Origin of the sequence: Chryseobacterium jejuense (assembly GCF_017877355.1) — a bacterium.
Taxonomy (GTDB): domain Bacteria; phylum Bacteroidota; class Bacteroidia; order Flavobacteriales; family Weeksellaceae; genus Chryseobacterium; species Chryseobacterium jejuense_A.
Genome location: NZ_JAGIPR010000003.1, coordinates 1 through 15,339, shown reverse-complemented (window position 1 = coordinate 15,339; position 15,339 = coordinate 1). Strand labels below are relative to the sequence as shown.

Sequence of the window (15,339 nt, the reverse complement as noted above, 5' to 3'; positions counted from 1 at the left end):
TTAAATTTTATTTTTAAAAGTTGATATTTAAATTGACACTGTAGTTTCTTCCAGGTAACGGATAAGCATACATTGTATAATAAGTCTGATTGAAAATATTATTGACTTTAAAGCCCAGGGTATAGTTCTTTAAAAAAGTTGCTCCAACTCCACCATTCATTACAAAATATTCTTTCAGAGCTTCACTTTTCTTTTCGTTGGAATCTGTATAGGTAAGCCCGGTAAACAATCCCTGAACATACACCTTTATGAATTTATATTGATAATCAATATTTCCCGTAAACTTATGGAATGGTACATACATCAGTTGTTTTTTCTGCTCCAGATCCTGAGAATTTGTGTACGCATATCCTAAACCAGCTTGTAAAAGGTGCTTTCCAAATCTTTTAGTAAACTCCGCCTGAGCTTCTACTCCATAAGATCTCACATGAGCTGTATTTACAGGTGTGTAAAGTCCTAAGGAATTAGGAATCCAGCGTATCATATCTCTGATATCCATATAATAAGGAACCAGTGAGGCTTTAAAATCTCCGGCGTTAAACTGATTTCTCAATTCAAACTGATAAGAAGTCTCCGGCTTTAAATTTTTATTTCCACCTGGTCTCCAATACAGATCATTGAAAGAAGGAGCTCTGAAATTTCTTGAGACACTTAAACCTAGATTATACCAACTTAAGGCATTCCATTTTCCTGAAAAAGAAAATAAAAGAGGAGACTTGGTTACTCCCACAAAATCCTGTCTTATTCCGGCTTCAAGACGTAAATCAGTGGTAGGGAAATATCTTATTAATCCCGCCACAGAACCCATATTCCGGCTTAATTTATCTATTCCGGATCCATATCCTTCACCTTTATTCAACTGGTATTCTCCAATGATGTTGAAATTCCACTTTGGGTTAAGAAAATAATTAAAGTCGTTCTTTAGGATATAATTCTTTCCCGCACCACTACTTAATTTAGGTCTATCAATATCATTAAAATACTCAAAATTCTCTTCTGTATAAGCTGCTTTAAAAGAGTTATTAAGCTTTGTTGTATTCCAATCCCAAGAAATCAAACTTCTTACATTTTGAGTCTGGTATTTAGTTTTTGTTTCGCTTTCAAAAATAATTGGAAAATGCTGTTGTCCGTTAAACCATTCAGAAATCCACGAAATCTGATGATGTGGAGCTAATTTGTATGCGGCAGCAATATTAAAATTTGTATTGTAATACTCCCCGTTACGGTTGATATAATTCTGAGGCTTTTTATTCACCTCATACTCATTCTCACTGACAGAATAATTCCCGGAAGCCTTAAAGCTGAATTTATCATTGCTGTAAGACCCTTTAACGAAATTATTAAAAGTATTAAAAGATCCTGCTTCAGAAAATAAAGTTCCATGGAACCCTTTATTAAAATTAAGACTATTGTCCAGGTGAATACTTCCACCAATAGCTCCGGAACCATAAGTAACACTTCCACCACCTGCTTTTATTCCGATCTGATCATATCCGAAAAGAAAAATATTGTTTACATCTCCCTGGCCCAGAAAATTAGAATTAATATTAATCCCATTCCATACAAAAGAAGTCTGTTGAGCGGTAGTTCCTCTAAATGATGGTGAAGCTGTTCCACCACGTCCGTTTTCTTTAATATAAATGGAAGACTGAAACCTTAGTAGTTCAGAAAGATTATTGGAATTTTTTTCTACATCTTCAGTATTAATTGTTTTTACAGGGTGAAACTGCTTCACCTTGTTCATCTGGCTGTCGAAAATATAAATAGTATCAACAACTTTCTCCTGTCCGAAAAGAAAGCCGCCACAAGATGACAAAAACAGTACTAGAGATCTTTTTATATTCATATCCTTCTACTTTTCCTCCGAAAGCAATATGTTTTTTGATTATTATTCTGGCAGGTCTCCTGACTTTCGCTTTCTGCGCCTTCCCGTTTTTATACAGTGGCTGTGTACAGAAGTTTTTATTGCGATTTACAGTTGCGGGGACAGTTTGGGAGTTCCACCCAATTCCCTTTTCATTCCAATATACTGGAAACCAAAATTTTTGCAAAGATAGCTTTTTAAATGTATTAGACAAAAAGTGATGACATAGCTAAAAATAAAGAAGATAGAAATTGGAACATATTAAAGTATATATTAATAAAAATAGCTGTTTCCCATCTTGGAAACAGCCATTCATTGTATAACTATTATTAAAATTTGCTGAATTTTACTTCTTAATGAATTTATAACTCTGCTGCTTCCCTCCTTTCTCGGAAAGCTGTACTATATAATTTCCTTTTGGTAAAGATGATACATCAATCTGATCCTCTATGGATGTAAATGATTTCACTATTTGTCCTACCATATTATAAACTTCTGCCTTTTCAATTTTTCCAGCTCCTTTACAATATAAGATATCAGTAACCGGATTAGGATAGATACTTATTGTCTCTTTATTTTTACCTTTTTCTACATCACTCACTGATAAATATCCAGTGAGGTCCAGATAAAATGCTACCATTTGATTGGAAGCATTCATTCCTATCCCTGCAATTTTTTTCCCATCCTGAGAGATAGCCAGAGGAAGTCCCATAATTACCCCATTGGTATTAATGCCTAAGCTTGTTGCATAGTCATTGAGATTAACACGTCCATCCGTTTCCGTCCAGATAAAACCTTCTCCAGACATTGGCGGAGCTCCAAACGCCCTGTAAAATCCAATAACCTTTGTTCCATCCCCAGAAACTCCGGTTGCTCCTCCTTTAAAAGAGAATGAAGCATTGGGGTGTGTTATATACGTCAGTCCAGTTGCAGCCTTCCATACATAAGGATTTGGGTTTGCCGAACCAATTATCGTATTGCCATCTGCGGAAACAGCTCCAGCTTCTCCTACGTTGTTTCCGTTGCTATCTGTAATGAAACTTTCCACACCATCTATCCACTTAGCACCACTCCTGGTTCCCGTGGACTCATCTTGCCATCCTACCACAACAGACCCGTCTGCACTTATGGCGTTCGCTCTCGAACTTCGTCCACTTACCATACTTCCAAGATCTACCATTCCATTTGTTTCATCCCATTTTACAGCATGGGCGTTTGATGCAGTAAGCCAGCCCAGTCCTACAATTGTATTCGCATTTGGAGACATTCCCCATGTAGAGCTTACGCTTCCATCCCAACCGGTAGAAACAAGACCTCCTTTATTTACCCAGGTTGAAGAAGTTACATTATACATTGAAATTTCATTAAAACCTGTTGCTGTATTGGTCACAGAGGATGCAATTGTATTTCCATCGTTAGATACAACTGTTTTCCCTGTCGCCGGATATCCGTTTGAGATAGATCCTATCTGTACAATTCCTGTATTGGCTGTCCACATATAGATCCCACCACCACTGGTATGCATACTTACTACTCCTTTATCAGAAACCGCACCTACATTATAATTTCCGAGTCCCATTACCGTAAGCTGAGCCTCAGCTACACTAAAATTAAAAAAGAAACAAACAGCAAGTAATTTAATTGACATTTTGTAAAAATTTTTCATATATTATTATATTTAATTTTAAAAACCAACAGAAACAATATTAACATTATATTTGACTATACAAAAGAAATAGGCTTTCACAATTCGTGAATTTCAAAAGAATAAAAAATATAAAATATTAATAACCAAATATTTAAATAAAATAAATTTTGAAGACGGTTTCCAGGCAGATTGTTAAGAAAAACATGAAAAATAAATTGTTATTCAGAAAGATGATTGAAAACAGTGGAAGAATTTTTCTGCTGATCTTCACATTATGCTTCTTTATTATCAGTGGACAATCTGGACCTGACTTTACTGTTATTGCTGATAAAGCATTTCAGAAATTGTATCAAAATCCTGACGACTGTATAAGCTACACCCAAGGGCTTCTGGTAAGTGATCAGGATGTAGAGGATAGAATCGTCCTTCAAAACATTATTTCACAAGCTTTTGCAATGAAGGGAGATTATATGCAGTCTGTCAACAGCTTTTCTCAGAAAGAAAATCTGGATCGGAACCGAGATCTTTCTTATTTTATGCGGGTTTTTGGGGATTATAATCTCGCAGACCAATATCAGAACCTTGGATTATATAATCAGTCTAAACAGATTATTACTCATCTTTTATCTGATCAAAAGCTTCTGAAAAGCAATGATCCTAAATTAAGGATTACCACTGCAAAACTTTATCAGCTTCAGGCTTTGAATCTGGGAATCAGTAGAGATTATTCCAATGCCTTAAAAAACCTTAACAAAAGCGATCAGTATATTGATCATGATAATGAGGAAAATAAAATTATTAAAACAGAAAATAAGATTTTCCGCTCTTCCTATTTAATGAAACAAAATAAACTGGCAGAATATAAAAAAATTATAGAAAATGTAATTTATGAACTTGAAAAACAGAAAAATCAGCCATTTTTACTCAGTTTAGCGTATGAAAACCTATCCCGGTTTTATTTCTTACAACAGGATTATAAAACTTCAGCTCAAAAACTGGAACTGGGACTGTCATTGATTCAAAATCTTCCTTTTAATAATATAAAGATTAAAATCTACGAATCTTTATCCCGGACTTATTTTGCGCTCCATGATGATATCAAATACCATCAATACAACAAATATTATAATGATCTAAGATCAAAAACAGATTCCAGCACAAAAGAAGGAATACGGTATATTGTAAAACTGGTTGAAACCAATCAAAATAAGACCCTTGAATTTGAAAAGCAGAATTATTTAAAATCATTCTGGACTTTCACTTTGATTTTATCTGTAATTGTCATTGGACTATTGATCTATTTTCTGGTTATTAAAAACAAAAATAAAGATTTAAAAAAGCAATTTGATTTCTTTGAAAGACAGAATAACCAACAAAAACAAGTTATTTATCCAGTTACCGACTTAGCAAAAAGTACTGAGACAGAAAGGAATTCCAATAAAATTTCCAAAGAAAAAGAAGAAGAAATCCTTCAAAAACTAGAGGAATTTGAACAGTCTGACCGATATCTGAACAAAAATATGTCATTATCTATGCTTTCTGCTCAAATGGAGGTTAATACCAAATATCTTTCAGAGGTCATCAATAATAATAAGGAAAAAAATTTCAATGGATATATTAATAAGCTAAGGATCAACCACATCGTACAACTATTAAAAACAGATCCGACTTTTCTTAATTATAAGGTAAGTTATCTTGCAGAGTACTCAGGCTTTTCTTCTCATAGTGCATTTACCACCGTTTTTAAATCAGTTACCGGAATATCTCCTAATGCTTACATTCAGGAAATCAGTAAAAGTAAAGTATCATGAAACTAAAATTGAAAGTATTCTCATTCATCTTTTTGTCCTTTATTTTTATAAATGGCCAGAACACTTCGTATACTTCCCTGTTAAAAAAAGCCAAACTGGAAATTTATGACAATCCTGATAAAGCCATTCACATTGGAAAACAGCTACTGAAAAAAGATAATGATCTCAAAACATCTATTGAGATTTATATGCTTCTTTCTACGGCCAATGTTGCCAAAAGGAATTTCGAAGCATCTTTGATGTACATTTTAAAGGCCAAAGAACTTTCACAAAAAACCAATGATACCAAAAGCCAGTTGAGTGTACTTGTCTCTGTTGCTATACAATATCAGCAAATGGAGCTTTTCAGCAAAAGTCTTGAGACACTGAATGAAGCAGATCAATATCTGGTAAAACTACCTGACGGAACAACTGAAAAATATACCGAAACTGCTACAATCTATGCCATAAAAGGAATGATTTATAAAAGCCAGTCCAATTCTGAAATTGCCCTGGAAAAGTTTCTGATCTCCATAGAAAATTTTGAAAAAGTACCTGTAAAGAAAACCACCTATTCCAATATGAGTGTGGTTTATTATAATATCGGCTATTGCTATCTTAACCTTAATCTCATTGATAAGGCCCAACGGGCATTTTTACAATCCATAGACTGTGCTCAGCGAAATAATGCCAAAAGTCTGGAAGCATTCGCTTTAAAAGGAATGTCTGAGGTCTATAAACAAAAACATGATAATAAAATCGCTATCCATCTTTTGGTAAAAGCTGAAAACCTCAGTAAAAATATAGGAGACATTATCTTGAATGAAGGAATCTACAACGAAATGGCAAACAATTATCTCGCCATAGGGCAGCAGGATTTATATCAGCTATACAATAGGAAATATTTTGAAATGCGGTTTAAGAGAAAGCAAAACGAGTTATCTTCTATTAACCAGGTCATAGATAATCATAATAAAGAAACCTCCGCAAAAAGCCAAAAACTGAAATCCCAGTACCATGATATGAATATTCTGTCCTTTGTTATTGCTGGAATTTTGATTTCCCTTTTACTGTACTTTATTTTAAAAATAAGAAAGCAGAATAAAAAGTTTCAAAAGAGGATTCAACAAATTATAAAAACTTCATAATTTGTATAAAACAAAAAAACATTCCAAAGTGGAATGTTTTTTTGTTTATGTTATTCGGTTTATTTACCCATAACTTCAGTGATTGGATTTCCAACATTTCCACTTGGGAACTGGATTTTCAGTAATGAAGAAACAGTAGGTGCAATATCAGTCATATGATACGCCTTGTTGCTTTCTCCGTGCTGAACTCCCCAACCCATAAAGATCAATGGAATGTGTGAATCATAAGAGTTCCATACACTGTGGGTAGTTCCTGTTTTAGAATACGGCGGAAGCATAGAATCGTGAGATATCAATTGAATATCACCACTTCTCTGTCTATTGATTCCGTTGATAATTCTTTGCTTGATTGGTTCGGGAATGCTTGATTCAGCAACTCTGTCTACAGAAACCGCATATAAAACAGTAGGATCTTTTTCCAGTTCTTTAACAGCAAAGTTTCTTACATCATCCAACTCAAGTTTACTGTCTGCCAATACTTTTCTGTCAAAATAAATCTGATAGTTATCGATAGCATTGATTAATTTATCAGCTCCGAATTTATCTTTCAACTTTTGGTTAAGGTTCTTTTCAGCATCTTCTCCAAAGAAACCTGTCGGGATTTTATGTTCTTTCAGGAATCCTACAGAATGTGCTCCACCGTGGTCAGCAGAAAGGAAAACCGTATACTCTCCTTTTCCAACCTTAGAATCCAGATAATTAAAGAACTGTGCTAAATCCTGATCCAATCTGATATAAACATCTTCCACTTCAATGGAGTTAGGCCCGAATTTATGTCCTGCATAATCCGTAGAAGCAAGGTTAATTGCTAAGAAGTCTGTAATATTATCACCACCTAATTTTTCACCTTCTACAGAAGCTTCAGCCAACTTTAGTGTCAGTGTATTTCCGAAAGGGGTATAACGGATATTGTCTTTTTTCGTCTGATAATCTTTTGCAAGATCATTATAAGGGAATGTAGGTGTTTTTGCACTTCCTAATAGTCCTTCCCAAGGAGAATTGTCTGGTGCACTTTCTGTATACTGATTGATCGGAAGTAAAGTATTCCAACCGTTAGCGACCAATTTCTCAGGTAAATTCTGAGAGTTGAATGACTTTACCCATTGAGGAAGATCATTCATATACCATGTACTTGTGATAAAGTTTCCTGTGCTGTCATCAAACCAGAAAGCTCCGTTTGGTGTGTGACCTGCAGGGAGAATGGAAGCTCTGTCTTTTAAAGAAACCCCGATCACTTTTCCTTGGAAATTCGTTGCCAGTCTCAATTCATCCGTTACTGTTGTAGACCAAAGATTTTTCGGAGAGTGGCTTCCTGTTTTGGTATTGGTTGTTCCTACCGGCTGAACGCTGTCATCTGCAGTACAATATACTCCTTTACCTGTTTCCTTATCTGTCCAGTCGTTTCCGGCAATCCCATGAATGGCAGGTACCGATCCTGTATAGATACAAGTATGTCCCAAAGCTGTAATGGTAGGAACATAAGGAATGTGTACATTATTTAAAGAATATCCTGTATTCAAAAGTCTTTTGAAACCGTCATTTCCATATTTGTTGTAAAAACGGTATAAATAATCCCAACGCATCTGGTCTACTACCAGACCAACTACCAATTTGGGTCTTTCCAGTTGAGAATTTCTGTTCTTCTGCGCATTGATTGTAACTACGGACAAAAAAGTAGCTGCCGCAATTGAAATGTTCCTAAGCATCCAAGTAAAATTTTATTGTTCACAAATTTAGGGGTTTTGAATGTTTTAGAACGTGAATTTTTATTTAAATTTGATCTTTATTCAATTCTCAACACAATTCATCATGATTTTAGGAGTCTATTGGTACTTTAAATTTCCTGAAAATTTATATCATTTCAAGTTTTTTAAATTTTTCGAAGGCTATGGAGGCCATGCTGATAATACGGCTGAATTGGTAGCAAGAATTCAGGTTGACAACACAGATCATTTTATTGGAAAATTGGAAGAGCTGAAAACCCAGTTTAAAAAAGCTTTTTTACATCTTAATATCAACGAGAATCAACTCATCATCAATATTGGAGGATATGTTCTTTTTGATTTTTATTTTCAGTTTGCTCTTGAAATAGAAGAATTATTGATTCGTGAAAATGCTATTATATTAGATTTCAGTATCCCATTTAAATCACTCTCTACCAAAACCTTTCATACTGAAGGAGAAAATTTGGAAAATAATGAACACCGTTTTCTACAGATTGTAGGTTCAGATTTCAAAAAAAATAATGCTGAAAATCTTTCCATAAGAATTGACTGTAATCTACCTTTATCAGATAAAAAACACTTTATTAATGATCTGATTCCAATATGTAAAGATGAAAATATCAATGTATTTTATTATAAAGATCAAGATTTCAACAACCATTGTAATCTGATGCTTTTCTTTACCAATGGCCGTCAAAAGACGGATAGCATCCAAACAGTCAATCTCAATTCATTTGGAACTAAAGTAAGACAGCTTACTCAAAAATATCCGGTTCATTTTGGTCACCTTGAGGGATTAAAATATTATCCTCAAAATGGGCCTAATGTTGAGTTGATGGTGGATGAAGAATATATTTTAAGTAAAAAATAAAACAAGTTTAATTCAAAAAACACCTCTAAATATAATAGTTATGATTAAGTTTAAATATGTTATCCTGTATGTAGAAGATGTAGAATCATCCATGAATTTCTACCAAAACACTTTCGATGCTGAGATCAAATTCATCACTCCGGAAAAAGACTATGGTGAACTGATTACAGGAGAAACTACGCTGTCTTTTGCCTCTATCGAATTAGCCGGCTCCAATATTAAAAAAGGATTTATGCTTTCAAAAACTGAAGAAAAACCTTTTGGAATTGAGCTGGGATTTGTAACAGACGATGTAGAAGCCTTAGTAGAAAAAGCAATAAAAAACGGAGCTGTTCTGTACGAAGATATTACTGTAAAACCTTGGGGACAAAAGACAGCATACATCAAAGACCCTAATAATTATCTTGTAGAAATCTGCACTGAAATTCAATAAAATATTCTTCTGTGGAAATAAAAAAACTACAACAGCTAACTTCCAACCCTAGTTTAAACTGGGGTCATAACGGGTATTCAACAGATATCATCTACTCTGTTTCTTCAATAGAATTCAGTGGCACCTTTGAGTTCAGTCTGAGAGAAAAAAAATTATCCTACGCCAAAGTATGGGAAACCAGTTCTGATGATATTGAAGAACTCAACACAATTATTGAAAAAGACTCTTCTTTCGGAGCTTTTGCAGATGGCGAACTTCAGGGTTGGATCATTTGTGAACACAGAATATGGAATAATAGTTTCTATATCGAGAACATTCTGGTTAATGAAAAATACAGAAGAAAGGGATTAGGGATCATGTTGATTAAAAATGCCATCAAAGAGGCCAGAAAACTGAACTGCCGGGTGATTGAACTGGAAACTCAGAATACCAACTATCCTGCGATACAGTTTTACAGAAGAATGGGTTTCAATATCACCGGAGTGAATATGAGATTATATGATCAATCCGAAGAAATTGCCCTTTTTATGACGTTAGACATTGAATAACTGATAAATATTTTAGACAGGTTTTAACTAAAGCCAATGGATAGTTGATTAATGATGAAAGCGGGCTCCTTTCTACGAAGTTCAGGATAATAGCCCGCTCCTATGGATGTTAAATTCTTGCTGTCTTTATTTTATTTTCGGCATAACGATCAGACTCTCATTCCCGGAAGCGTTTACAGCCTGTACAGCAAAGAAATAATTGTCTTTAGAATAAGGCAACTTAATGGCAGTTTCTTTGGTAAAGATTTTTTTCTGCCACACAGAAGCATCGGTCTCACGCATTAACACATAATAACCTGTTATTTCTCCCGATTTAGGTTTTTCCCAGGAAAGATCTGTAAAATTGGTAAGTTTACTGACTTCTATTTTTACATTTTCCGGTTTTGAAGGTGATTTGGCAAGATTGGCCAGAACGGCAATATTCACACCTACATTCTTTTTAAAATATTCAAAATCCATAAACTCCGGTAAATCTCCATACTGCAATCCATTTTCTTTTCTGATGTCCTGATGCTGATGATTGAAGTTTTCGTTGAATTCCGTCAATCGTACAGCAGAAAATCCCTTTTCAACAAATGGGGTGTGATCTCCCCCTCTCAGAAACCGGTCATTTCTATAGATTAATTTAACCTGTAGATGATCAACATACCGCTCTCCTATCTCTTTAATATACCTGGCCAATTGTCTTGGTTCTCCATCATTTTCTAATCCGAATTTTCTGATATCCTGTGCTTTTTTATCCAGTTCATATTGAGGAAGACCTTCGGAAAAGACTCTCAATTGATGGGTATTGGTTAAATGAGTATCACTGCTTAGATTATTGGAGATCATGTCATTATTCAGCAATGCTTCCAGCTTCCAACCTTCATTAGCTGCTTTCTCAGCCAGCATTTTTGATCCCAACAATCCTTGTTCTTCTCCGGAAAAAGCCACTAATACAATATTTGCCGGAAATTTAGATTTGCTTAATATTCTTGCGCTTTCAATCAGTGCGGCCACTCCGCTTCCGTCATCATTGGCTCCCGGAGCATTATCTTTACTATTCATCACATCACTTACCCTTGAATCCAGATGTCCACTCATCATAAACAGCCTTTTATCATTGGGATCTGTTCCATGAATAATAGCAATAGCGTTGCCTAAATCGGTAGGACGGTCAATTCTTTTTCCATCCGGCTGGATCGTTTGATTTTGCATAAAAACTTCCATTCTTCCACCTGCATTTTTTGCATAATCATTAAACTTTTTCAACACCCATCTTCTTGCAGCTCCTATTCCTCTTTTAGGATCTGTGGTAGAACTCATGGTATGTCTCGTTCCAAAACTCACCAGGGATTTGATGTGGTTTTTCAGAGAATCTGTACTTACCTGTGAAACATAATTGAGAATTTCAGGATCCTGAGCAACCGTTTGCTGGGCATGCAAAACAACAGGAATAAAGAACAAAGTGAATAGGATTTTTTTCATAATGGATCAGGCAATTAATCTTTTTGCAGTTTATCTTGATTGGATGAAATTACAAAAAAGGCAATAGACTTTATCTACAAAATCTTTAAATTAAAATTTTACTATTTTCGTGAAAAAATAACCTTACATCAGATGGATACAAAGAAAAATGTTTTGGAAAAAATGTCTGACCTAGAACTTGAGCAATACATCAAACCTGACAGTAAATTCGTACCTCAAGCTATACAGTATGCTTATGAGATTTTACAGTCAAGAGGAAGAACCTTTACAAATGAAGAACAGGACCGCATTAATTCTCTTGTTTCTACAGTTGGAGATAGCGACACCATAATACATCCCAATCATACAAAGGCTTCCAACCTTATCTATTTGTCTGGAGCTATAGGAATTGTCGGTTTAATCTGGACATCAGAACAATTAAATTCAGGGCTGGCAATTTTTATTTCTGTTGCGGTAATTTCTTTTATTTTTGGAACCGGTTATATGATCGGAAAGGGAAATGCAGTAGCAAAATATCTGTTTATCTTTCTTTTTGTGATCGGTATCCTTGGAATACCTATAATAATAACTCATTTAAGTACTGATCCTATTCTCGCAATCATCAATATTTTACAACTCATTCTTCAAACATGGGCTGTTGTTCTTCTTTTGAAAATTCCTAAAAATAAAAAAATATAGGCATTTCACATGGAAAACCTCCTTACCTACATTCGCTCTCTTACTCCATTTTCGGATGAAAGCTGGAATTTACTTCACCCTGCCCTCACTAAAAAGCAGTACAAAAAGAATGAATTGATACTGAAGGAAGGTGAAATATGTAAATCTTTGTTCTACATTGATAAGGGATACTGTAAATCTTATTACGAAATAGATGGTGTAACAAAAAACACTGATTTCTTCTTTGAAAATGAAATGGCCACCAATATCGGAAGCTTCGGAGGCGGAATCCCTTCGGAATTCAATATAGCTGCCTGTGAGGAATTACATGTTGTCGTTTTTGATAAAGAAATACTCTTTACAATTGCACAACAATACATTGAAATAGAATCTCTGGGGCGTCACTGCATCCGTCAGTTTGCTACTAAACAGGAAGAATTCGCCAATCTGTTCAAGCTGTATTCAGCTCAGGAGAGATTAGAATATCTTGAAAAAAAATATCCTCAAATGTTACAGCGTGTTCCTCTTACCCAGCTGGCATCATTTCTGGGAGTAGCAAGGGAAACTTTAAGCAGGATCAGAAAACGGAGAATTTCCCAATAACCGAAATTATTTAAAAATACAACCACACTAAACCAAAAACAAAATGAAAACATTGATCTGGCAAGGAATTGCTTTTCAATCGCTGGAATATTTCAGCCTTACAAAAAATGATACAGCTATAAAAGTAATCTCCAAAATTATCGGCTTCTACGAAAGCAAAATATATGCTGTGGATTATCAGTTAACTATTGATCCTGACTGGAATATTCAGGAATTCACGATTGAATCTGAGATCAATACTGTTAAAAACACACTCACAGGAAAGAAATATCAGGATGAATGGGAAATCAACAATGTGATTAACTCTGATTTTAAAGACTTTAATTTCATTGATATTTCTTTAACTCCTTTCACCAATACTTTACCCATCAACAATTTAAAATTGGCTGAAAATGATTCCCAGGAAATCAAGGTCATTTATATTGATGTTCTGAATAGTCTGGTAAAACCGGTTACCCAACAATATACGAGAACGGCTCCCCATACTTATCATTATGATAACCTGCAAACTGATTTTAAAGCCGATATTCTAGTTGATGACAGTAGTTTGGTCGTCAATTATCCTAAGTTATTTGATAAAATTGCTGAAATTTAAAGCTCAATTCCATTAAACATTAATTTCTTTATCCTTATTCAATTTTTTATATTTGACTCAACATCAACAATCATTATGACTATTCCCGAAATAAAAGAAGCAGCCCTTACTTGTGGAGTTCTAAGCCAACAGGAGCTGAGTAATAAAATAAGAGAATTAAAAGACAGCGGAGTTTCATGTCTTGGATGTTTTGCTTTTACCCAACATAATCAACAAATTTCCACTTTAGAAGCCAAAAATCTGACATTGGAACTTGATGCATTTACAGAGGAAGAAAGAGCTGAATACAATGGATATTACAATTTGATGATGGATGATTTTAAAGAAGACGAAGACTAAAGCTTATGGAAAAAACAGATAACAGAATTCAGGAAATTAAAGATCAGATAGAAAGACCTGCTACAGAATTTTTCACCGGCGGCTTCAGACCTCTGAACGTTTTGGAAGAATCATGGATCGGACGGGTATTTGCCTATGCTGAAGATGAAGAAATCCCTTTGGATAAAAATGGCGACCCAATGATCCCGCTTATCCAGTTTTATCTTCCCAACCAGCCTTTTGTACCGGAACTGATAAAAGATAAAAAAATAATTACTGTATTTATTTCCCAGGATTTTCCGGAAACTTTTGAAAAAATGGGTAATAATTGGATCATCCGGGAATATGATAACCTTGAGAACATTATCATCAAAGATTTACAAAGTCCCGTTTCTTATTTAAAACCATTTCCACTACGCTCTGAATTATATCCTAAAGACGCTCCTTTATGGGATGGCGGTGGAATTGAAGATATAAACTATAACTTAATTTCTGAAATCGTCAAACTTGAAAGAGAAGGATTTTTTGACAGCTACTTCAGCATAATTTCACATTGCTACAGTACTAAATTAGGTGGCTATCCATCATTCTGTCAACCTGGCATCGGCTTCAAAGATGGTTTTGGAGAAGGTTTTGAATTTGTTTTCCAGGTTTCTTCAGATGGTAAGGCCAACTTAAATGTGATTGACAGTGGCAGTCTCATGTTTGCAAAGAATAAGGAGACTGGGGAGTGGAGTTTATATTATGACTTTTATTGAGGTCATCTCCTATTTTAAAATTCACCTAATCTATAATCAATCAGTAAGGATTGATTTCACTTAAATTTTTATACTATGAAAACAGATTTTTTTCTAGAAATTGACCATTACATCAGTGATTTGCTTGCACCTGAAGATCAAGCACTAAAAGATACTCTTACATCTCTAGACGCTGAAGGTCTTCCTCAACACAGTGTGTCTGCTAATCAAGGAAAATTTCTACAGGTAATGATGATGGCATGTAACGCAAAAAAAGTTTTGGAACTGGGAACTTTAGGGGGCTACAGTACAATTTGGCTGGCCCGTACTTTACCTGAAGAAGGTAAAATCATTACAATAGAAGTAGATCAGCATCATGGAAAAGTTGCTCAACAAAACATTAAAAATGCAGGACTTTCAGACAAAGTAGAGTTTAGAATTGGTAAAGCATTGGATATTTTGCCCCAAATGGTAAAGGAAGAAAATGAAAAATTTGATATGATTTTTATTGATGCAGATAAACCTCCTTACACAGAATATTTCAAATATGCCCTTCAATTATCACGTCCCGGAACAATTATTATATTGGATAATGTAATCCGGGAAGGAAAGATTCTCGATTCCAATAGCCAGGATGAAAAAGTACAGGGAGTTCAAAGGCTAAATAAATTACTAAGTACCACTGAAAACGTCACAGCCACAATTCTTCAGACCGTTGGAGCGAAAGAGCATGATGGGATGGCTATTGCTGTGGTTAATAGGGTTGATTGATAAAAACATTGAACTAAAACGTCTTGAATATCAGTAATAAGTAGTTTCGGGGGGGGGGGGGGGGGGGGGGGTGGGGGGGGGGGGGGGGTGGGTTGGGGGTGGGGGGGGGGGGGGGGGTGGGTTGGGGGGGAGGATGCGGGACCTCGAGGGTAGCCGATACGAGGC

At 35.1% G+C, this 15,339-nt stretch carries 15 protein-coding genes and 1 riboswitch; of the genes, 11 read left to right on the top strand and 4 right to left on the bottom strand.

The annotated features are described in order from the left end of the window. Positions 1–13: 13 nt before the first annotated feature. Entirely contained in the window at positions 14–1,846 is a 1,833-nt protein-coding gene (locus tag J2772_RS07250; RefSeq protein ID WP_209915123.1) for a TonB-dependent receptor plug domain-containing protein, read from the bottom strand. Between the two features lie 31 nt (positions 1,847–1,877). After that, positions 1,878–2,056, bottom strand: a riboswitch (cobalamin riboswitch). Positions 2,057–2,210: 154 nt separating this feature from the next. Beyond that, positions 2,211–3,512, bottom strand: coding sequence for a T9SS type A sorting domain-containing protein (locus J2772_RS07245; protein ID WP_245365172.1), 1,302 nt, complete (start codon positions 3,510–3,512; stop codon positions 2,211–2,213). A gap of 203 nt (positions 3,513–3,715) precedes the next feature. Between J2772_RS07245 and J2772_RS07240 the strand changes: the two genes are divergently transcribed. Together J2772_RS07240 and J2772_RS07235 are read left to right on the top strand one after the other, a co-directional pair. Continuing rightward, the gene (locus J2772_RS07240; protein ID WP_209915117.1) at positions 3,716–5,323 is read left to right on the top strand and encodes a helix-turn-helix domain-containing protein; all 1,608 of its coding nucleotides are present in this window, start codon (positions 3,716–3,718) and stop codon (positions 5,321–5,323) included. Next, a complete protein-coding gene (locus J2772_RS07235; RefSeq protein WP_209915115.1) occupies positions 5,320–6,450 on the top strand; it encodes a tetratricopeptide repeat protein in 1,131 nt (376 codons plus the stop codon). Before J2772_RS07240 ends, J2772_RS07235 begins: the two co-directional genes overlap by 4 nt. 59 nt (positions 6,451–6,509) lie before the next feature. On the opposite strand, the gene pafA is transcribed toward J2772_RS07235, so the two are convergent. Beyond that, positions 6,510–8,156 carry an alkaline phosphatase PafA gene (gene pafA, locus J2772_RS07230; RefSeq protein WP_209915112.1) on the bottom strand — a complete coding sequence of 549 codons (1,647 nt, stop codon included), beginning with the start codon at positions 8,154–8,156 and terminating at the stop codon, positions 6,510–6,512. Between the two features lie 103 nt (positions 8,157–8,259). Between pafA and J2772_RS07225 the strand changes: the two genes are divergently transcribed. Genes J2772_RS07225 through J2772_RS07215 form a run of 3 tightly spaced genes read left to right on the top strand, consistent with a single transcriptional unit; the run spans position 8,260 to position 10,026 of the window. Beyond that, entirely contained in the window at positions 8,260–9,045 is a 786-nt protein-coding gene (locus tag J2772_RS07225) for a hypothetical protein (protein WP_209915109.1), read from the top strand. 40 nt (positions 9,046–9,085) lie between these two features. Beyond that, the gene (locus J2772_RS07220; protein ID WP_209915106.1) at positions 9,086–9,478 is read left to right on the top strand and encodes a VOC family protein; all 393 of its coding nucleotides are present in this window, start codon (positions 9,086–9,088) and stop codon (positions 9,476–9,478) included. Between the two features lie 11 nt (positions 9,479–9,489). Then, positions 9,490–10,026 (top strand): GNAT family N-acetyltransferase, encoded by a 537-nt coding sequence (locus J2772_RS07215; protein ID WP_209915103.1) that lies wholly within the window; start codon positions 9,490–9,492, stop codon positions 10,024–10,026. Positions 10,027–10,152: 126 nt separating this feature from the next. Here the strand turns inward: J2772_RS07215 and J2772_RS07210 are convergent, their stop codons facing one another. After that, positions 10,153–11,493: a M28 family metallopeptidase gene (locus J2772_RS07210; RefSeq protein ID WP_209915100.1), complete on the bottom strand. Its 1,341-nt coding sequence runs from the start codon at positions 11,491–11,493 to the stop codon at positions 10,153–10,155. 132 nt (positions 11,494–11,625) lie between these two features. Between J2772_RS07210 and J2772_RS07205 the strand changes: the two genes are divergently transcribed. The 6 genes from J2772_RS07205 (at position 11,626) to J2772_RS07180 (ending at position 15,174) form a co-directional block, all read left to right on the top strand. Beyond that, the gene (locus J2772_RS07205) at positions 11,626–12,171 is read left to right on the top strand and encodes a hypothetical protein (RefSeq protein WP_209915097.1); all 546 of its coding nucleotides are present in this window, start codon (positions 11,626–11,628) and stop codon (positions 12,169–12,171) included. 9 nt (positions 12,172–12,180) lie between these two features. Then, positions 12,181–12,753, top strand: a complete 573-nt coding sequence (locus tag J2772_RS07200; RefSeq protein ID WP_209915093.1) for a Crp/Fnr family transcriptional regulator — start codon at positions 12,181–12,183, stop codon at positions 12,751–12,753. 43 nt (positions 12,754–12,796) lie between these two features. After that, positions 12,797–13,348: a putative glycolipid-binding domain-containing protein gene (locus tag J2772_RS07195; protein WP_209915090.1), complete on the top strand. Its 552-nt coding sequence runs from the start codon at positions 12,797–12,799 to the stop codon at positions 13,346–13,348. A gap of 75 nt (positions 13,349–13,423) precedes the next feature. Continuing rightward, positions 13,424–13,687 carry a hypothetical protein gene (locus J2772_RS07190; RefSeq protein ID WP_209915087.1) on the top strand — a complete coding sequence of 88 codons (264 nt, stop codon included), beginning with the start codon at positions 13,424–13,426 and terminating at the stop codon, positions 13,685–13,687. A gap of 5 nt (positions 13,688–13,692) precedes the next feature. Further along, positions 13,693–14,424, top strand: a complete 732-nt coding sequence (locus J2772_RS07185; protein ID WP_209915084.1) for a hypothetical protein — start codon at positions 13,693–13,695, stop codon at positions 14,422–14,424. Between the two features lie 75 nt (positions 14,425–14,499). Then, a complete protein-coding gene (locus tag J2772_RS07180; RefSeq protein ID WP_209915081.1) occupies positions 14,500–15,174 on the top strand; it encodes an O-methyltransferase in 675 nt (224 codons plus the stop codon). The last annotated feature ends 165 nt before the right edge of the window (positions 15,175–15,339 follow it).